The 16,570-nt window shown below is 71.4% G+C and carries 22 protein-coding genes and 1 tRNA gene; 10 read left to right on the top strand and 13 right to left on the bottom strand.

The genetic code is table 11. The annotated features are described in order from the left end of the window. Positions 1-11: 11 nt before the first annotated feature. The 7 genes from HD595_RS33545 to HD595_RS33515 form a co-directional block, all read right to left on the bottom strand. Positions 12-1,154: a hypothetical protein gene (locus tag HD595_RS33545; protein ID WP_253776086.1), complete on the bottom strand. Its 1,143-nt coding sequence runs from the start codon at positions 1,152-1,154 to the stop codon at positions 12-14. Next, the gene (locus HD595_RS33540; RefSeq protein ID WP_253776084.1) at positions 1,151-1,612 is read right to left on the bottom strand and encodes a DUF3307 domain-containing protein; all 462 of its coding nucleotides are present in this window, start codon (positions 1,610-1,612) and stop codon (positions 1,151-1,153) included. Before HD595_RS33540 ends, HD595_RS33545 begins: the two co-directional genes overlap by 4 nt. Further along, positions 1,609-1,944 (bottom strand): hypothetical protein, encoded by a 336-nt coding sequence (locus HD595_RS33535; RefSeq protein WP_253776083.1) that lies wholly within the window; start codon positions 1,942-1,944, stop codon positions 1,609-1,611. The genes HD595_RS33540 and HD595_RS33535 overlap by 4 nt, the downstream gene beginning before the upstream one ends. Then, positions 1,941-2,501, bottom strand: coding sequence for a hypothetical protein (locus HD595_RS33530; protein ID WP_253776080.1), 561 nt, complete (start codon positions 2,499-2,501; stop codon positions 1,941-1,943). The genes HD595_RS33535 and HD595_RS33530 overlap by 4 nt, the downstream gene beginning before the upstream one ends. A gap of 67 nt (positions 2,502-2,568) precedes the next feature. After that, complete coding sequence (locus HD595_RS33525) at positions 2,569-2,940, bottom strand: hypothetical protein (protein ID WP_253776077.1); 372 nt, start codon at positions 2,938-2,940, stop codon at positions 2,569-2,571. Next, complete coding sequence (locus HD595_RS33520) at positions 2,937-3,239, bottom strand: hypothetical protein (RefSeq protein WP_253776075.1); 303 nt, start codon at positions 3,237-3,239, stop codon at positions 2,937-2,939. The genes HD595_RS33525 and HD595_RS33520 overlap by 4 nt, the downstream gene beginning before the upstream one ends. Positions 3,240-3,346: 107 nt before the next feature. Then, positions 3,347-3,637: an excisionase family DNA-binding protein gene (locus HD595_RS33515; RefSeq protein ID WP_253776073.1), complete on the bottom strand. Its 291-nt coding sequence runs from the start codon at positions 3,635-3,637 to the stop codon at positions 3,347-3,349. Positions 3,638-3,762: 125 nt separating this feature from the next. On the opposite strand from HD595_RS33515, the gene HD595_RS33510 reads away from it, so the two are divergent. The 7 genes from HD595_RS33510 to HD595_RS33480 all read left to right on the top strand — a co-directional run bounded on the left by HD595_RS33510 (position 3,763) and on the right by HD595_RS33480 (position 8,767). After that, positions 3,763-4,167, top strand: a complete 405-nt coding sequence (locus HD595_RS33510) for a GntR family transcriptional regulator (protein WP_253776071.1) — start codon at positions 3,763-3,765, stop codon at positions 4,165-4,167. A gap of 26 nt (positions 4,168-4,193) precedes the next feature. Beyond that, positions 4,194-5,306 (top strand): hypothetical protein, encoded by a 1,113-nt coding sequence (locus HD595_RS33505; protein ID WP_253776067.1) that lies wholly within the window; start codon positions 4,194-4,196, stop codon positions 5,304-5,306. Continuing rightward, a complete protein-coding gene (locus HD595_RS33500) occupies positions 5,303-5,866 on the top strand; it encodes a cysteine hydrolase family protein (RefSeq protein WP_253776065.1) in 564 nt (187 codons plus the stop codon). Before HD595_RS33505 ends, HD595_RS33500 begins: the two co-directional genes overlap by 4 nt. A 260-nt stretch (positions 5,867-6,126) precedes the next feature. Beyond that, positions 6,127-6,528, top strand: coding sequence for a hypothetical protein (locus HD595_RS33495; protein ID WP_253776063.1), 402 nt, complete (start codon positions 6,127-6,129; stop codon positions 6,526-6,528). After that, positions 6,525-7,325 carry a flagellar biosynthesis protein FlhF gene (locus HD595_RS33490; protein ID WP_253776061.1) on the top strand — a complete coding sequence of 267 codons (801 nt, stop codon included), beginning with the start codon at positions 6,525-6,527 and terminating at the stop codon, positions 7,323-7,325. Before HD595_RS33495 ends, HD595_RS33490 begins: the two co-directional genes overlap by 4 nt. A 150-nt stretch (positions 7,326-7,475) precedes the next feature. Beyond that, positions 7,476-7,631 carry a hypothetical protein gene (locus HD595_RS33485; protein WP_253776059.1) on the top strand — a complete coding sequence of 52 codons (156 nt, stop codon included), beginning with the start codon at positions 7,476-7,478 and terminating at the stop codon, positions 7,629-7,631. Then, complete coding sequence (locus tag HD595_RS33480) at positions 7,631-8,767, top strand: tyrosine-type recombinase/integrase (RefSeq protein ID WP_253776057.1); 1,137 nt, start codon at positions 7,631-7,633, stop codon at positions 8,765-8,767. The genes HD595_RS33485 and HD595_RS33480 overlap by 1 nt, the downstream gene beginning before the upstream one ends. Positions 8,768-8,845: 78 nt before the next feature. On the opposite strand, the gene HD595_RS33475 is transcribed toward HD595_RS33480, so the two are convergent. Next, a tRNA-Val gene (locus HD595_RS33475) sits at positions 8,846-8,917 on the bottom strand. 442 nt (positions 8,918-9,359) lie between these two features. On the opposite strand from HD595_RS33475, the gene HD595_RS33470 reads away from it, so the two are divergent. Continuing rightward, positions 9,360-9,776, top strand: a complete 417-nt coding sequence (locus tag HD595_RS33470) for an SsgA family sporulation/cell division regulator (RefSeq protein WP_253776056.1) — start codon at positions 9,360-9,362, stop codon at positions 9,774-9,776. A 22-nt stretch (positions 9,777-9,798) separates the two neighbouring features. On the opposite strand, the gene HD595_RS33465 is transcribed toward HD595_RS33470, so the two are convergent. Both HD595_RS33465 and HD595_RS33460 read right to left on the bottom strand, forming a co-directional pair. Continuing rightward, positions 9,799-10,071: a nuclear transport factor 2-like protein gene (locus HD595_RS33465; RefSeq protein ID WP_253776054.1), complete on the bottom strand. Its 273-nt coding sequence runs from the start codon at positions 10,069-10,071 to the stop codon at positions 9,799-9,801. Between the two features lie 139 nt (positions 10,072-10,210). Next, positions 10,211-10,822: a DUF305 domain-containing protein gene (locus HD595_RS33460; protein ID WP_253776052.1), complete on the bottom strand. Its 612-nt coding sequence runs from the start codon at positions 10,820-10,822 to the stop codon at positions 10,211-10,213. Between the two features lie 79 nt (positions 10,823-10,901). Between HD595_RS33460 and HD595_RS33455 the strand changes: the two genes are divergently transcribed. Beyond that, positions 10,902-12,266, top strand: coding sequence for an LVIVD repeat-containing protein (locus tag HD595_RS33455; RefSeq protein WP_253776051.1), 1,365 nt, complete (start codon positions 10,902-10,904; stop codon positions 12,264-12,266). A gap of 78 nt (positions 12,267-12,344) precedes the next feature. On the opposite strand, the gene HD595_RS33450 is transcribed toward HD595_RS33455, so the two are convergent. From HD595_RS33450 to HD595_RS33440, 3 genes are read right to left on the bottom strand one after another with little or no spacing between them, the layout of a single operon-like run. Then, positions 12,345-13,175, bottom strand: a complete 831-nt coding sequence (locus tag HD595_RS33450; protein ID WP_253776049.1) for an aminotransferase class IV — start codon at positions 13,173-13,175, stop codon at positions 12,345-12,347. After that, entirely contained in the window at positions 13,175-14,185 is a 1,011-nt protein-coding gene (locus tag HD595_RS33445) for a chorismate-binding protein (RefSeq protein WP_420540729.1), read from the bottom strand. Before HD595_RS33445 ends, HD595_RS33450 begins: the two co-directional genes overlap by 1 nt. Beyond that, complete coding sequence (locus HD595_RS33440) at positions 14,152-15,261, bottom strand: LysR family transcriptional regulator (protein ID WP_253776045.1); 1,110 nt, start codon at positions 15,259-15,261, stop codon at positions 14,152-14,154. The genes HD595_RS33445 and HD595_RS33440 overlap by 34 nt, the downstream gene beginning before the upstream one ends. Positions 15,262-15,388: 127 nt before the next feature. Between HD595_RS33440 and HD595_RS33435 the strand changes: the two genes are divergently transcribed. Beyond that, positions 15,389-16,570, top strand: coding sequence for a Rid family hydrolase (locus HD595_RS33435; protein ID WP_253776043.1), 1,182 nt, complete (start codon positions 15,389-15,391; stop codon positions 16,568-16,570).

Genomic DNA, 16,570 nt, shown 5'->3' with positions numbered 1-16,570 from the left:
AGAGTCACGGGTCATCGCGACTCGCCCCTATCGCGGAGCTCGTCGCGCAACTCCCGGGAGAGTTCCTCCCGGCACCGCAGAGCGTTCTGAATCGCCCGGGCAGACGGCCGCGACGGCAACTCGCCGGCGGCGATCAACCGGCGAAGCTCGGCGCGATGCTCATCCGCCGTACGCCCCCGGGAGGCGGCGGAGGAGCCCCCCTCCGCCGGTCTCCTCCGCCGCTGGTCATCCGCCGTGGAGGAGGGGGTACGCCCGGTCGCGCTCGACGGCCTCGAGGAGGCGCGGCGGACGGGTCTGACGGAGCCCCCGCCGGTCCTCTCGGGGAGGGGTACGGGCAGGGCGGCGAGCACCTGCCACAGCGTCGGCAGAACCCACACGGCGGTGACCGCGGCGACCGGGCCGAGCGAGTGCACGATGAACGCCAGCAGATCGAAATCCATCTTGATCGCGGGCCAGCAGTTCAGCACGAGCGTCAACCCGAGCAGCAGCGCCTCGGTGCGGAACAGCTTCCGGCCGGCGTCGCTCTTGCGGTCGACCACCACACCGCGGATCGCGCTGTACGCCTGCGCGCCGACCGTGGCAAGCAGCGGCAGCGACATCGCGGGCTCGACACCGAACGCCGCCCACCAGCCGACCGAGTGTTTCGGTAGGTCGAGGGCCTTGGCGACGGACGACTGCACGCCGATCGAGCTGACGGCCAGCGCGATGGACGCCGCCGACATCACCATCACGGTCACCGCCCGGCGAACCTTGGCGTCGCGGTAGGCGAGCGCGACGGGGTCGTGGGTGAGCTCGTGCAGCTTGGCCGCCTCGTAGGCGGCCCGGCGGCGCTTGCGCACCCGCGGGCTGTCGACGAGCAGCGGCGCCTCGTCCTCCTGCAAGCCGACGAGGAGGTGGGCTTCGGCGACCTCGGCGCGCAGGCTGCGGACCCGGCGGGTCTCGCCGCCGTCGAGGTCGATGTCGATGTCGATGACGTGCTCGGCCGCCTCGACATCCTCATCCTCGTCGTCGTCCTCGGCGGGAGCCGGCACGGCCAGCTCCCGGGAGGTGGGCGCCGGCTGGGCCGGTGCCTGGGCGGCGAGGTGCTGCTCGATCTCGGCGATGCCGCGCTCGATGTCTTCGGGCGGCGGGTCGGCCGGGGTCGTGAGGTTCACCAGGAGCCTCCGGCGATGATCAGGGCGGTGATGAACGTCCAGGCGAGGTGCCATGACTGGTCGAGGGCGTACGCGCCGGTCCCGGTCGGCGCGGCCTCGGGCATGCCGAGCTGGTGGAAGTCGGCCTTGCCGAGCCGCTCGGCGAGGGCGGCGAGTGTGTGCTGCCGGTCGGCCCAATAGTGGCTGATCATGTCGAGGGCCAGGGCGGCGCCGGCGGTGATCCCGGAGGGGACCCAGCCGGTGGCCAGCCACAGCAGTTCGAGCGCTGTCAGCTTGGTGAGGGTGAGCGTGACGACGTGGCCGAGGCACGCCCGCTTGCCGGCGCGCCCGGGCGCTCCCTTGGTGAGTGCCTGCCGGTGGGTCTGTACCCAGTGGTCGCCGACGTGGTGGCCGGCGTAGAGGGCGATGAAGGTGGCGGAGAACATCATCAGGGCGAGCTGCGAGTCGGGGGCGATCACGTCGACACCTCGCTCCAGGCGTGGTCGGGGTTCCGGCCGGTGACGGTTACCGCGGCGCGGCCGAGGTCCTCGCGGGAGACGACGTAGCCCATCTGCTGCAGCGTCTGCCGGAGGACGCCAGCGGGGTAAACCTGGTGGGTGTCCTTGACGTTGACGATGGCGCCGCCGCGGACGTGGGTGACCGTCACCTCGGGGGTGAACCCGGCGATCGCAGTGGCGTCCATCGCGGCCTGGGCGACGGTCTTGATGTCGTTGACGTCGTCGGCCGTGATGGCGAGCGGCTGGCGTCGCTGGGGGCTGGTCCAGCCGAGGCCGGGGATGTAGCGGCTCATCGCGCGGCGCCTTCCACGATCGTGGCCTGCTGGCGCTGGTTGCGGCGGCGCCACTGCCACCAGCGCGGCCGGTCCATGACGTCGATGACACCGAACACCGCGGAGTTGCCGGTCTTACTGTGCTCTCGGATCGCGGTGGCGATGTCGATCGTCCCTATGGTCGTGGTCTCGTCGCAGCCTCGAACCTCTTCGGCGATCTCCTTCAGCCCCTTCCCAACCGTCTTGTCGATCGAGGTCGCGGCGTCGGAGAGGGCGTCCTGCAGCCGGGCGGTGGACCGCTCGTGGGCGCCGGCCAGGTTCTGGATCGCGGCGGCGATCTGGGCGAGCTCCGCGCGGCAGGCGGCGACCTGGCGGACGGCCTCGCGCAGCTCGGCGAGTTCCTCGGCGATGGCGAGCGTGGCGGTGCCCTGGGCAACGAGCGCCGTCCGCAACGCGTCGAAGCCGTTCTCCTGGCTGGCGTTGCCGCCGGTGTAGAACTTCGTATAGGTAGAGGCGTTCCTGGCCTCGGCCAGCAGGTTGCGCGCCTGCTTGGCCGTCGGCGCGGTGGTGGTGCTCATCGGCTGGGCTCCTGCTCGTCGGTGTCGGGTGGCGGGTTCATGGCGGCGATGGCGTCTTGCCAGCGGTTCAGGCGGGCGAGGTCGTCGGTGAGGTGCGGGTCCACTGCGGCTCCCCGAAACGGCTCGTAAACCACCGGTGGATGTCCTCGGGGGTGTCGCGGCGGCCGAGCCCGGCCAGCGCCGGCGACAGCTCCTCCGGGGCGACGGCGGCGAGGTGGGCGGCGACGAGGTCGGCCACCTCCGGGTCCTCGGCCAGGAGCGCCTGCAGGATGCGGATGCCGTTCCACCAGCCGCCCAGGAGGAGCATCGTTCGCGCGCAGTCCCTCCAGGTGCGGCCGGGGACCTTGGCTCTGAGCTGCTGGCGGGCGTTGCTCTCCTGCTGCTTCCAGGTGGCGATGAGCTGGGCCGCGCTGAGCGTGGTGTCGGTCGAGGTGGTCACCGTGCCACCTCGGTGCCCCGGGCGGCGGCGACCTTGGCGAGGATCGCGAGCGCGATCTCCTCGGCCTCGTCGAGGGTGTGCGGGTCGTCGGCGAGGTAGATGTGGATGACCGTCCCGAAGTCGGGGTTGGCCATGAGGCCGACGCAGGGCTGGGTGCCGTAGTGGAGAGGGCCGGGGACGGGGGTGTCGGCGGCGGCGCAGATGCTCTCGCTGTGGTCGTGGCGGACGCACCAGGGCGTCGCCACCGGGCAGGGGCGGCGCTGCTGCGGGACCAGGGCCGGGGCGAGCGTCTGTGGCATGATGGAGCCGTTCCTTTCGATTCGTGGGATCGAGGACACACAGCGGGCGGCCCGGTTCTTGGCAGATGCGGGGCCGCCTGCGGCATGTCTGGGGTAGATCGGCGGCATCAGACCGCCACCTCTGCATCCCTCCGAGCGCGCCACAACGCGGCGTGCTGCTCGAAGTCGATGACCTCCCCGCGCTCCGCCAGAGCCTTGAACTCCTCGACGAACGCACGCAGGATCTTGCGGTTACGGCCGAACTTGGCGCCCGGGATCTGCTCCTCCCGCAGCCCCTTGTAGAGGTACTCCTTCGAGAGGTCGAGATCCTCCGCCGCGTCCGCCACGGACATGAACGTCCCAGTGCGGCGCGTACTCTCCGCGGACTCCGCTGTCTGGACGGTCTCGGCTGTCTCCATGCACGCCATGCTGAACTATGTACGCAAGGTAAGTCAAGGAGAGCACGCAACGGTGAGTGGATTGCTACCAGGCCGGTGTGCTCAACTGGTGGCACCATGTTGTGCCAAGTGCAGTAGGAGCATCGGTGACCGACGCGACCGGGCGCACGCTCTACCTCCAGATCGTCAACGACCTCCGGTCGCAGATCGCATCAGGAGCTCTCCGAGTGGGCGACCCCATCCCCTCCACGACCGAACTCAAGGAGCGCTACGGCTACTCCGTCACCGTGGTGCGCAAGGCGGTCGAAGTCCTCCGCAACGAGGGGCTCGTCATCGGCCAGCCCGGCAAGGCCGTCTACGTCCAAGCCACCCCCGAGGCGATCGAGGCGGAACGCACCAGCGTCGAAGACCTCGCCGAGCAGGTGGCTGACCTCCGGACGCAGGTCGCCGAACTCCGCGGCACCGTCGAACAGCTCTACACCAGGCTCGGCCACCAGTACCCCAACGACGACGCCGGCCAGCCCGCGCGCCACCGCAAGACCGGAACCTGACCACCTACGAGACGAGAGCGCCGCCGATGGTCGAACCAAGCAAGGTTGTCGATCTACGCACGCGAACCACCTACCGGCCGGACTGCGCCAACCTCGCCCGCAACCGGCTCATCCTGGCCCGCAAGAGCCTGGGCCTGTCCCGCAGTGAGTTCGCGGACCTGCTCACCCCCATGGTCGGCTGGCCCGTCTCCCCAGACGCCATCGAGGCGTGGGAGACCAGCCTCGTGCCGCCTGGCGACATCCTCATCGCCGTCAGCACCGTCACGCCCTCGGCCAGCGACCGGCTCGGCGTCCGATCGCACAAATTCATCGCGGCCTACATCGGCGAGACGGCAGCCGCCCGCCTCACTGAGCAGGCCGAACCAGCCGGCCACGACCACCACACCCTCCCGGTCGACCTGCCAGCCGGCGGCTGCCGGCTGCACATCTGGCCGTACGGCGTGGCGATCCTCCACCTCGTCGAGGACCTCGACGTGCCGAACGTCGCCCACCTCGCCGTCTGGCGCTACCAGTCCTACGAGCACAACCTCGACTGGGCCACCACCCACCTCCGCCAGCTCGCCGGCGACGACACCGTGGCCGCCTCGTACGTGCTGAGCCTCTACTGGGTTCACAGCCCCACCTGGGTCGGGCAGATGCTCGACACCGCTTTGCGCATCATCTGCGCGCCACGCGTCCTCATCGACCGCGACCAGCCCGTCGGCGACGCCTGCGTGGCCGTGGCCGAGCAGGCCGAGCGCGAGTTACTCGCCGGAGGGTTCCACCAGCAGGAGATGAGGTCGTTCGGCCTGGCCGGCGTGTCCGTCGGCTACGCCTCCTGGTCCGGCGTCGCGTACCACCCGCTGGACCCGGCCCGCTGCCTTGCGGAGGAGGAGCTCGTCAACTGCGAGCTGTCGGCCCAGGCGATCTGGGCCTACTGCGAGCACATCAACGGCCAAGTCGAGCAGGGCCACGACCCGGGAGCCGTCGGCGGGTTCGGATGGAGGTTCCTGCGGGCGGCTCGCTCGCGGCTGACCAACCCCCGGCCGCGCGAGACAGGCCAGCACCGCTCCATGCGTGACGCCATCGTGGAGACGAGCGGCATCGTGGGTCATCTTGATCAGGCAATCGAGGCACTTCGAGAGGCAGGCAGACAGTGAGCACCGCCCTGGACCGGTCCGTGCTGGTGGTCGTGGACGTGCAGAACGCGTTCGTCCGGCCCGCGTCGGCGCACGTCGTCCCCGTGATCGCCGACCTGGTCGAGCGCTGGCAGGGCGACGTGCTGTTCAGCCGCTACATCAACTACCCGGGATCGCCGTTCGAGCGGCTGGTGCGCTGGTCGGCATGCATGACATCCCCCGAGATCGACATCGTGGACGAGCTGCAGCCGCACACCGCCCGAGCACTCGTGATCGACAAGCGGGGGTACGGCCTGTTCGCCGACCCGGCGGGCGCCGCCCTCGTGGCCGAGCGGGGCTGGCGCGACATCTACGTGTGCGGGATCGCCACCGAGTCGTGCGTGCTGGCGACCGCGCTGGGCGCGTTCGAGGCGGACCTGACGCCGTGGCTGATCGCGGACGCGTCTGCGTCCCACGCCGGCCCGGATGTGCACGATGCGGGCCTGCTGGTGGCGCGCAGGTTCATCGGCCAGGGCCAGATCATCTCCGTGGCCGACATCCCGGCGAGCCTGGCCGCGCCGCGCCTTCCGTGCGACGCATGACCGTCCACATCGACCCCAAACCTGCGACCTGACCGACCGAAAATATCTCCCCACCACCGGTACTTGCAGGTAGCGAGGTTGTGCGCGCTAACAACCGAAATCCGCTATACAAAACCTGCCCTAAGCTGCATAAAGCTGCAACGTCACAAAGCTGCAACGGTCCTGTCCGTAACTTGCCGATCGCGATTTGTGAGCGTCAAATGCCCTATTGAGGCGCAAACCGAAACCGCGTGCGTGGGGCCGCAGCATACCGCCGGGGGGTGGGAAAGATCGCCAACAACGAAGTGGGCGAGAGCCCGAGACATGCCAAAACAGCCCTGGGGGAGGGCACCACTGACGTACGGCAGTTGACCGATGCCCAGCTACTCGATCCACGTTTCATGCGCACCGTCGTGACAAAAATGGCCGCCCAGATCGACACGCTCCAGCTCCTCGTCGGCCGCCTGTTCGAGGAACTCGAAGCCGAACGCAGCAGCCACGCGCCGCCCGCGATCCGGCACGCTCTCGCCCGGAGCGGCCGACGGATCCAGCTCGTCACCGTCCACGTCGACGGCGAGGAGATGACCGTCGGGGTCCGGCCGCTCGGCCGAGATGACCCCGCCGAAGCCGACCGGCGCTGGCGGCTCCTCCGTGACCAGTACGGCGGAGGGCGAGACCATTGAGGGACGACTTACCTTGGGAGCTCCGCGAGGAGCCTGACCCGCCATCAGAGGTCGTCGCCCGCTGGGAAGACGGACGACTGGTCATCACGGTCTCCGCCAGCCTGCAAGGGCTTGAACGGGAGGACGCGGTCGACGCCATCCTGCGCCACTACCGGCGGCGCGACTGGAAGGGCATCTTCCCCATCCCGCTTCTGGTCGGCGCGTGGGAGTGGACCCGCGAGCACGAGCGCGCCGCCTCCGCCGCCGCCGGCACCGCGGCGACCGCGATCGTCGGCACGATCGCCCTCGCCATCACCGGCGCCCTGGATCCGGAGGAGCGCCGGCCGTACGCGGCCCCGCCGCCGACCACCATCGTCATGACCGTGGACGGCACCCGCACCGAGCTGTCGGCCACGGCCCGGCCGTCGACGCCGCGCGCGTCCCGGCGGCCCACCGCTCCCCCGGCCGTAGCCGAGCCGCGGCGGCCCGCGGCCACGCCGCCCACCGCGGGCCCGAGCCGGCGGAGCACGACCGAGGCGACCCGGCCGGCCCGCCGCACGCCGCCACCCAGCGCGCGGCCCACCCGGAAACGCCCGGAACCGTCGGCCACCGCACGGGAGCCACGGCGGGAGCGGGAGACGGTGGTCGCCGTGACCGCCCCGCCCCGCCGCTCTGAGCGGCCTACAGTGGACGCGCGCCCAGCGGCCACGACCGCGCCTGCACCCCAGCCGGGGCCGACGGTGGCCGCGGCGGGCTGTGATGGGCTCGTCCACGCCCGCGTGGATCCGCTGCTGGACGTGTGCGTGCGCCTCCGATAGCGACACCCCCAGGAGTTACTTATGCCTCACCTTCGACGCCTTTCCAACGGTCGCTGGCAGGCGACCGTACGGCTCCCGGGTGGCCAGCGGCGCTCGGCCACGCATGCCACCCGCCGAGACGCTGACATGTGGGCGTCCGCCATCCAGACCATGGCGAAGGACCTCGCGTCCAGCGGGCCGGATGTCACCTTCACCTGGAGTCCGGACGGTCTCGACATCCACATCCCCGAAGACCGCCTCACCATGGATATGGCCATGAAGCTCGAGCAGACGTTGAAGCGGATTCTCGGAGCAGGGGAATCCTGATGCCGTACATCCGCCGCCTCCCGAGCGGCCTCTACCAGGCGACCGTGCGCATGCCCAACGGCAAGCGGGTCACCGAGACAAACCGGCTCAAGTCCGTCGTCGACAAGTGGGCCAGGCAGCAGGAGGCCAAGTTCGCGGCCGGCGACGTCCGCGACCCGAACGCCGGCAAGATCAAGGTGTCTGACTGGTACGCCCGCTGGACGAAAGCCCGGCTCGTCGAAGGCCCGACGAAGGCCAAGAACGCCTCCCTGTGGGCGACCCACTGCCAGCCCAAGTGGGGCGACTGGCCCATGCAGGCGGTCCAGCGGGTCGACGCCCAGGCGTGGGTGGGCGAACTGATCGAAACCCGGCGTGTCCGGCACAAAGGCCGCGCGGTCAGCCCATTCGCTGACCAGGACGAGATCCCCACGCTGGCCGCCTCGACCATCCACGACATCGTGTATCTGATGGGATCCATGTATCGGGCCGCGATGAAGGAGAACCCTCCAGTCGTCCTGGTGAACCCGTTCGGCGACCTCGACCTGCCGCGCCGCAACGCCAAGTCGGTCGAGTTCTACGAGAGAGCGGAGGCCCAGGCGCTGTACGCCGCCGTGGAGGAGCTACACGGCCCGGGGTGGCGGACCCTGGTCGAGCTCGGCATGGACGTCGGGCTGCGGCCTGGCGAGCTATACGGGCTGCACGGGCACCGCGTGGACTGGATGCGCGGTCTGCTGGCGGTGGTGGAGGTGCAGACCCGGGAGGGGCTGCGCGCGTACCCGAAGTCGATGAAGTCGAACCGGGTGGTGCCGGTGCCGGCGTTGACGCTGGCGGGGATGAGCCGGCTCATGCAGGGCCGGGGGCGCATGGAGCGGGTGTTCACCGCGCCGGGCGGCGGGCTGATCGACGACGGTAACTTCCGCGATCGGATCTGGTACCCCAGCATCGAGGAGGCGGGGATCCGCCGGTTCCCGCCGAGGATCATGCGGCACACGGCGGCGAGCTGGCTGGTGCAGGATGGCGTGCCCCTTTACGACGTACAGTCGCTGCTGGGACACGAGAGCTTCACCACTACCCAGCGTTACGCGCATCTGGCTCCGGATGCCCACGAGAAGGTCGTCCAGTCGTGGCGGCGGCGTGCGTCAGGCGACGCACGTTAGCGATCTTGACGCACATCCGACGCACGATCATGCAAGAGGCCCTTCCCGGTCTCCCCGGAAAGGGCCCCTGACGTGCGGTGGGCGATACTGGGATCGAACCAGTGACCTCTTCGGTGTGAACGAAGCGCTCTCCCGCTGAGCTAATCGCCCTGCTGTGCGGCCCCTTGCGGCTGCCGACGGGAAAACCATACCGCACTCCGGGACCTCCTGGCGAAGCGGCGGCGCGCCGGGAGGCGGCCAGGGGCGGGGATTCGAGGGAAAGGGGGTGGTTGCCCGTCGCCGGAGCGGGTCGGTGGCATACCATCGACGTGTTCCGGTAGGAGCCGATCGTGATCTTTTCTCCGGAAACGTTCATGAAAGGTTCCACCGGAGCCGGCTGGGGAGCGCGCAAAGCCCTCGCAAATACCAGCCGACTGATGACGTTTGGCCAGATAGATGCCCGAATGTCCAGCTGTGAGGTGCGTTACAGAAGGCCCTGGGAGCGGAATCTTTCCTACAGGTTTCTTCGTTCCGCGTCATAGCTCAGGACGAAGTCCGTCAGAGCAGTGAAAGCCCCGAAGAGGGGACCTACGACAAAAAGGTTTGGCTGACGATGAACAGCACCACCGTCTCCGCCGAGCTTGGCCTTCGGCTTGTGGTCCCCGACCGAACGACCGTCCCCCTGCTCGCCGGCCTCAGCTACACCGCCGACGACCCCTACGCGATCCGCATGGCCTTCCACGTGGGGAACGACGAACCGGTCGAGTGGATCTTCGCCAGGGAGCTGCTGACCGTCGGCATCGTGCGCCGGGTCGGCGACGGGGACGTGCAGGTGTGGCCGGCCCGCTCCGACGGCGAGCGCACGCTGCACATCAGCCTGACCTCCCCCTTCGGCCAGGCGCTGTTCGAGGTGCCGCTGACGCCGCTCACCGAGTTCCTGCACCGCACGTACGAGAAGGTGCCGGCCGGGCGCGAGACCGACTACATGGACCTCGACGCCGAGCTGACCAACATGCTCTGGCCGTCCTGAACCGGCCCCCTCGGCCCTCCCCTCACCCGGCGAGGCTCGGCGACGGCGGAGCGAGGACCTCGGCCACGAAGCGCTCGGCGCTGACGACGTTGCGTCCACCGAGCTGCCGCCCGAGCGGCTGCAGCAGCTCCTCCATCACGGCCCGCCTGCCCTCGTAGGTGCCCGACCACGCGGTACGCCCGATGATCGTCCAGCGGACGTCGTCGGCCAGCGCCTCGACGAACGACCGCCCGTTGCCCTTCGCGGTCTCGGCGAAGACTCCCTGGAGAAACACCTTGTCGTCGGCTGCGGACACTCGGCGGACCTCCTGGTGATGCGGGTGGCGGTCTTCGTCTGCCGGGGAGCGTGAACGCGGCCGGCGGAACGGCTGAAGATCGTGTGATGGCCGTGGCCGACACTGTAGACCCCGGCGGCCGGCCGGTCACCTTCGAGGGTCAGGCCCCGGGCAGCGCCTCCAGCGCCCGCGTCATGCGCGCGATCTCGACGCTCTGGCCCGCGTACACGTCCCGCGCCATGCGCCGCATGCTCACGTCGCGCCCCGCCGCGAGCTGCTCGCGGGCCATCCGCAGGGCGCCCTCGTGGTGCCTGATCATGAGGGTCAGGAACAGGCGGTCGAAGGCGGCGGAGCGGGCGGCGCGCAGGGCGTTCATCTCCTCCAGCGAGGCCATCCCGTAGCCCGCCGGGCCGTGCTCGTGTCCGGCCGGGACGGAGCGGCCGAGGGCGGCGAGCCAGCGGGTCATCACGCTGATCTCGGGCCGCTGGGCCGCGGCGATCTGCGCGGCGAAGCTCCGTACGGTCGCGTCACCCGTGCGCTGCGCCACCAGGGCGGTCATCTCCAGGGCCTGGCGGTGGTGCGGGATCATGCCCTCGGCGAAGCGGACGTCCGCCGCCCCCGGCTCCCGGTCGGCCTGCCCGACCCGCTCCCCCGGCGTCGCCGTACGGGCCGCGGCCCCCGGTTCACCCGGGACGATCACCGGGGCGTCCGTGCCCACGGCCGAGGGCCCCTCCGGCCGCTCGGCGCACGCCGCCACCGCGAATATCGCCATAATTGCGACAAGTACGCGTACGAACCGGGATCGTACTGACATAGCTTCCATACTGGGACACAAGACGAGGGGTACGTGCGTGATCTCTGCCAGGGTTCGGGGGGCGGTGGTGTGCGCGCTGGCCCTGCTCGTGTCCGCGTGCGCGTCGGGATCGGACCCCGGCGGGTCCGCGGCGCGCTCCGGAGGCACCTCACAGGGGTCGGGCGACAACGCCGTGATGACCAGCTCCAACGTCAGACTCGTGGCCAACGTCCCGCGGTCGGCGCCGCTGAACAACGAGATGGACTGGAACACCGACCTGGCCTTCCAGGGAGACTACGCGTTCGTCGGCAACTTCGGCGGGTTCTCCGTCTACGACATCAGCGATCCGGCCAGGCCGAGGACGGTCAGCCAGGTGGCCTGCCCGGCCCAGCAGAACGACGTCTCCGTCTACGGCGACCTGCTGATCCTGTCGGTGGACGAGCCGCGCAGCGACGCGGGCTGCGGCTCCGACGAGGACACGCGCGCCTGGGAGGGGCTGCGCATCTTCGACATCAGCGACAAGGCCCGCCCGACCTACGTCTCGTCCGTGGCGACCGAGTGCGGGTCGCACACGCACACCATGGTGCCGCAGGGCGAGACGCTCTACGTGTACGTCTCCTCCCCCGGCGGTGAGGCCGACTCGGCCACCTGCACGCCGGAGCACCAGGTCATCCAGGTCGTCGAGATCCCGGTCAAGGACCCCCGCTCCGCGCGGGTCGTCGCCAGGCCCAACATCTTCCCCGAACGCCAGAAGGGCAGCGGCGGCTGCCACGACATCACCGCGTACCCGGAGAAGAAGCTCGCCGCCGCCGCCTGCTTCGGCGACGGCGTGCTGCTCGACATCTCCGACCCCGTGAACCCGAAGGTGCTCCAGCAGATCCGCGACGAGACCAACTTCCAGATCTGGCACTCGGCGACGTTCAACAACGACGCCACCAAGGTGGTCTTCAGCGACGAGCTTGGCGGCGGCGGCGCGCCCACCTGCGACAGGGACACCCCCCGGACCAAGGGCGCCAACGCCATCTACGACATCGTCGGCGGCCGGCTGGAGCGGCGCGGCTACTTCAAGATGCCCCGCGAACAGCAGAAGGACGAGAACTGCGTCGCCCACAACGGCTCGCTCGTGCCGGTGCCGGGCAAGGACGTCATGGTGCAGGCGTGGTACCAGGGCGGGGTGTCGATCTGGGACTTCACCGACTCCTCGGCGCCCCGGGAGATCGGCTTCTTCGAGCGCGGGCCGTACCCGGACGGCGGCGACGACCCGGTGGCCGGCTCGTGGTCGGCGTACTACTACAACGGCTACATCTACTCCAGCGACATCCGCGAGGGGCTGGACGTGATCTCCATCGACGACCCGCTGACGGACCCCGCCAAGAAGGTCAGGATGGACGACTTCAACGTGCAGACGCAGAAGTCCTACTGAGCCCGGATCGCGTGGCGCGCCGCTGCGCGCCCGGGCGGCCGATCACGCGGGCCGCCCGGACGCCTGCACCGGCGGACGTCACGGGTCGAGGTCGCCCGCCGAGCGCTCGGCGAAGACCCGCATGGCCTTGGCCGTGATCGGGCCGGGCGCGATCGGCAGCTCGGTGTCGTCGACCAGCCTGATCGGCTGGATGTCGCGGGTGGTGGAGGTCAGGAACGCCTCCTCGGCCTCGTACACGGCCGACAGCGGCACGTCGGTCTCCTCGCCGCCGCACCATTCGAGCACCAGCGCCCGCGTGACGCCCGCCAGGCAGCCGGAGGCGAGGGTCGGGGTGAGCAGGCGGCCGCCGCGGACGATGAAGATGTTGGAGCCGGTGCCCTCGCACAGGTCGCCGGCGATGTTGCCGAAGATCGCCTCGCCGCCGCCGCGGGCCTTGGCGTAGGCCAGCGCCTTGGCGTTGTCGCCGTAGGAGGTGCTCTTGACGCCGGCCAGCGCGCCGCGCTCGTTGCGCGGCCAGGGCACGACGGTGACGTTGGCGGTGACCGGGAACGGCTTCTGCTCGTCCACGATCACCACGGCGGTGGTGCCCTGGTCGCCGCGGTCGGAGCCGAGCGGGCCCGGGCCGCTGGTGTAGGTGATGCGGATGCGGCCCAGCGCCCAGTCGGGGGCGGCGGCCAGGCACTTCGCGACGCCGTCGGCGATGGCCTCGACGTCGGGCTCGGGCAGGTCCATGCGCTGCGCCGAGAGCTTGAGCCGGTCGAGGTGCCGGGTGAGCGCGAACGCGCGGCCGTGGACGATCTTCACGGTCTCGAACACGCCGTCGCCGACCATGAGCCCGTGGTCGAACACCGAGACGGTCGCCCGCTGGGGGTCGATCAGCTCCCCGTTGACCCAGACAGGGATGTTCATCAAGTGCCTCCTGATGATGCCAGTGAGATGAGCCTGGACGCCTTCAGCTCGGTCTCGAGCCACTCACGCCGGGGATCGCTCTCCCAGGTTATGCCCGCGCCCGTGCCGAACCGGATCTCACCCGCGGCGATCCAGAACGTGCGGATGCCGACGGCCAGCGCCGCCCTGCGTCGGTCGGCGTCGACCCAGCCCACCGCCCCACAGTACGGCCCCCGGGGCGCGGGTTCGAGCTGATTGATGATCCTCAGGGCGGACGACTTGGGGGCCCCGGTGACGGAGCCGGGCGGGAACGTGGCCGCGAACAGCTCGGCCCAGCCCGCGCCGGGCCGCAGCCGGGCGCGCACCGTGGAGACCAGGTGGACCAGGCCGGGGTGCTCCTCGACCGCGCACAGCGCCGGGACCTCGACGGAGCCGACGGCGGCGACCCGGCCGAGGTCGTTGCGGACCAGGTCGACGATCATGACGTTCTCGGCGCGGTCCTTGTCGAGCAGGTCGGCGGCGGTGGCGCCGGTGCCCTTGATCGGGCGGGACTCGACGACGTCGCCGTCGCGCGACAGGTAGAGCTCCGGCGAGGCGGACACGACGGTCGCGCCGGGCACGTCGATCACCGCGGCGTACGGGGCCGGGTTGCCGGCGGCGAGCCGGGCGGCCAGGGCCAGCGGGTCGGCGTCGGACGGCACGGGCGCGCTCAGCACCCGGCACAGGTTGGCCTGGTAGACCTCGCCCCGCTCGATGTGGTCGCGGATCGTCTGGACGCCGCACTCGTAGGCGGCCTGGTCGAGGGAGCTGTGCCAGCGGCCGGGCGGTGGACCGTGCCAGGGGCGGCGGGGGCGGGGCAGCGGAGCGGGACGCACCCGGTCGAAGCGGGCGCAGGTCACCTTCCCCTCGTAGTCGGCGACGACCGCCCACCAGCCGTCGCCGTCGAGGGCGGCGAGGTCGGTGGTCAGGTCGCGCAAACCGGTGGCGAGGAGACCGCCTACGTGGGCGAAGGCGTCGTGCACGGCTCCCATTGTCCCAGCAGCCGGAGGAACTCCAGCGCGGCGGGCAGCGGGTTGGCGGGCACGACCGCGTAGACCTTGCGGGCGGGGGCCGTGCCGCGCAGCGGGCGCAGCACGATCGAGGGCGGCACGCCCCGGGCGGCCAGCTCGGGGACCAGCGTGATGCCGAGCCCGGCGGCGACGAACCCGAACTTGCCCGTCCACTCGGCCACGCGCAGGCCGCCGCGCGGGGTGAAGCCGGCGGCGGCGCACGCGGCGGTCAGCAGCGTCGGCTGGCCGCGCGGGGCGGCCTCGATCCACGCCTCGCCCGCCAGCTCGCGCAGGTCCACGGAGTCCTCGCGGGCCAGCGGGTGCTCGCGGGGCAGGGCGACGAGCAGAGGGTCCTCCCGCAGCAGCACGGCCCGCCCGGCGCCGTCCTCCGCGTCTCCGCGCCGCCGGGCCGCGTCTCGGGCCGTGTCGGGGGCCGTGTCTCGGGCCGTGTCGCGGGCCGCCTCTCGGGCCGGGTCTCGGGCCGCGTCTCGGGCCGGGGCTTCCGGAACGCGGCCTGGCGGGGCGACGTCCTCGGGGACGAGGTCTTCCGGGGCGTACGCGCGGAGTGTGAAGCCGGCGGGCAGGCCGGCCGGGTAGTCGCTGATGACCGCGATGTCCAGCGACCCGGCCTGGAGGCGCTCGACGAGCCGGGAGGTCAGCCCCTCGATCACGCGCGGCTCGACGCGGGGCCGGACGCGCGCGAAGTGCCGCAGCGTGCCGGGCACCAGGTCCACGTTGGCGGTGGCGAACGCGCCCACGCGCAGGGTGCCGCCGTTGCCGCCGTGGATCGCCGACAGTTCCTCGCCCGCGCGTTCGAGCCGGTCGAGGACGGCGACGGCGTGGCGGTGCAGCGCCCGGCCCGCCGGGGTCAGCCGCACGCCGCGGGCCAGCCGTTCGAACAGCGGCCCTCCGGCGGCGCGCTCCAGCGCGGCGACCCGGCGGGAGACCGCCGACTGGGTGTAGCCGAGCAGCTCGGCCGCGGCGGTGATCGAGCCGTTGCGGGCCACCTCGTCGAACAGCCGGAGGGTGGCGGTGTCCAAGGTATTCGCGTCAGTCATGGCTGCCATGCAATCTAGTCGCTGGTGGAATCTCTCGTGGCGCGGTTCACTGATCCACATGACCGCATTCGACGGAAATATCTTTGGGAAGATCACTTTTCTTGGACAGGGACGGATGGGCGTCCCCATGGCGCGTCGCCTCGCGGACGCCGGCCACCCGGTGACGGTGTGGCGGCGGGGCACGGGCGTGACGGCGGCCGAGGCCGCCGAGGGCGCCGAGCTGGTCGTCACGATGCTGCGCGACCCGGCCGCGGTCCGCGAGGTGCTGGCGGCGGCGCTGCCCGGCCTGGCCCCCGGGGCGACGGTGGTGGAGATGTCGACGATCGGGCCGGAGGCGGTGCGGGAGCTGCGGGCGCTGTTGCCGGCGTCCGCCGGGCTCGTGGACGCGCCCGTGCTGGGCAGCGTCGGACCGGCTGCGGAGGGCACGCTGACCGTCCTGGCCGGCGGGCTGGACGGGCTCGACGCGCCGGTCGCGGCGAAGGTCCGGCAGGTGCTGTCGGTGTTCGGCGCCGTGCGGGAGGCCGGGCCGCTGGGCGCGGGCGCCGCGCTGAAGGTCGCCGTCATGAGCGCGATCGTCCCGGCGCAGGTGCTGATCGCCGAGACGTTCGCGTACGGGGCGGCGCACGGCGTGCCGCGCGAGACGCTGGCCGACGTGCTCGCGGTCACCCCGCTCGGAGCGATGGCGGAGCGGCTGCGCGTGCCCGCGACGGAGACCCGGTACGCCCTCGGGCTGGCGGCCAAGGACCTGGGCCTCGCGGCGTGGCCGGAGGCGACGCTGGCCACCGCCGCCCGCCGGCGGCTCCAGGAGGCGGAGGCCGCCGGGCTGGGCGGGCGCGACCTCACGGCGATCGCCACCCACCTCGCCGCCACGCCGCACGCGGCGTCGCCGGAGGCCGGGGACGGCGCGCCGAGGGGGCGCGCGCCGAGGGCCGTGCCGCTGAACCCGCCGACCGTCCCGGCCACGAACGGCATGTACTCCCACGCCGTCCGGGCCGGCGACACGCTCTACGTCTCGGGGCAGGCCGCCTTCGACGAGCAGAACCGCGTGGTCGGCGAGGGCGACATGACCGCCCAGGCCGAGCACGTCTTCCGGAACCTGGAGCGCATCCTGGCCGACCAGGGGGCGACGTTCGAGGACGTCACGTTCATCCGGACGTACCTGACGGACATGGACCTGCGGATGGAGTACGGCGCGGTGCGGCGCAAGTACATCACCGGGACGCCGCCCGCGAGCACGACCGTCGAGGTGCCCCGGCTGTTCATGCCGGGGCTGCTGCTGGAGGTGGACGTCATCGCCGCCCTGCCCTGA

Source organism: Nonomuraea roseoviolacea subsp. carminata (assembly GCF_024172185.1).
Taxonomy (GTDB): domain Bacteria; phylum Actinomycetota; class Actinomycetes; order Streptosporangiales; family Streptosporangiaceae; genus Nonomuraea; species Nonomuraea roseoviolacea.
The sequence above is the reverse complement of the archived record's forward strand: the minus strand, read 5'-3'. Positions and strand labels throughout refer to the sequence as shown.

What these genes read in the sequence shown, in the direction of transcription:
- HD595_RS33535 (WP_253776083.1), bottom strand. Translation starts at nt 1,944, where the DNA reads ATGAGCCGCTACATCCCCGGCCTCGGCTGGACCAGCCCCCAGCGACGC.
- HD595_RS33530 (WP_253776080.1), bottom strand. Translation starts at nt 2,501, where the DNA reads ATGAGCACCACCACCGCGCCGACGGCCAAGCAGGCGCGCAACCTGCTG.
- HD595_RS33520 (WP_253776075.1), bottom strand. Translation starts at nt 3,239, where the DNA reads ATGCCACAGACGCTCGCCCCGGCCCTGGTCCCGCAGCAGCGCCGCCCC.
- HD595_RS33515 (WP_253776073.1), bottom strand. Translation starts at nt 3,637, where the DNA reads ATGGAGACAGCCGAGACCGTCCAGACAGCGGAGTCCGCGGAGAGTACG.
- HD595_RS33505 (WP_253776067.1), top strand. Translation starts at nt 4,194, where the DNA reads ATGGTCGAACCAAGCAAGGTTGTCGATCTACGCACGCGAACCACCTAC.
- HD595_RS33485 (WP_253776059.1), top strand. Translation starts at nt 7,476, where the DNA reads ATGGCGAAGGACCTCGCGTCCAGCGGGCCGGATGTCACCTTCACCTGG.
- HD595_RS33480 (WP_253776057.1), top strand. Translation starts at nt 7,631, where the DNA reads ATGCCGTACATCCGCCGCCTCCCGAGCGGCCTCTACCAGGCGACCGTG.
- HD595_RS33470 (WP_253776056.1), top strand. Translation starts at nt 9,360, where the DNA reads ATGAACAGCACCACCGTCTCCGCCGAGCTTGGCCTTCGGCTTGTGGTC.
- HD595_RS33460 (WP_253776052.1), bottom strand. Translation starts at nt 10,822, where the DNA reads ATGGCGATATTCGCGGTGGCGGCGTGCGCCGAGCGGCCGGAGGGGCCC.
- HD595_RS33450 (WP_253776049.1), bottom strand. Translation starts at nt 13,175, where the DNA reads ATGAACATCCCTGTCTGGGTCAACGGGGAGCTGATCGACCCCCAGCGG.
- HD595_RS33445 (WP_420540729.1), bottom strand. Translation starts at nt 14,185, where the DNA reads ATGGGAGCCGTGCACGACGCCTTCGCCCACGTAGGCGGTCTCCTCGCC.
- HD595_RS33440 (WP_253776045.1), bottom strand. Translation starts at nt 15,261, where the DNA reads ATGACTGACGCGAATACCTTGGACACCGCCACCCTCCGGCTGTTCGAC.
- HD595_RS33435 (WP_253776043.1), top strand. Translation starts at nt 15,389, where the DNA reads ATGGCGCGTCGCCTCGCGGACGCCGGCCACCCGGTGACGGTGTGGCGG.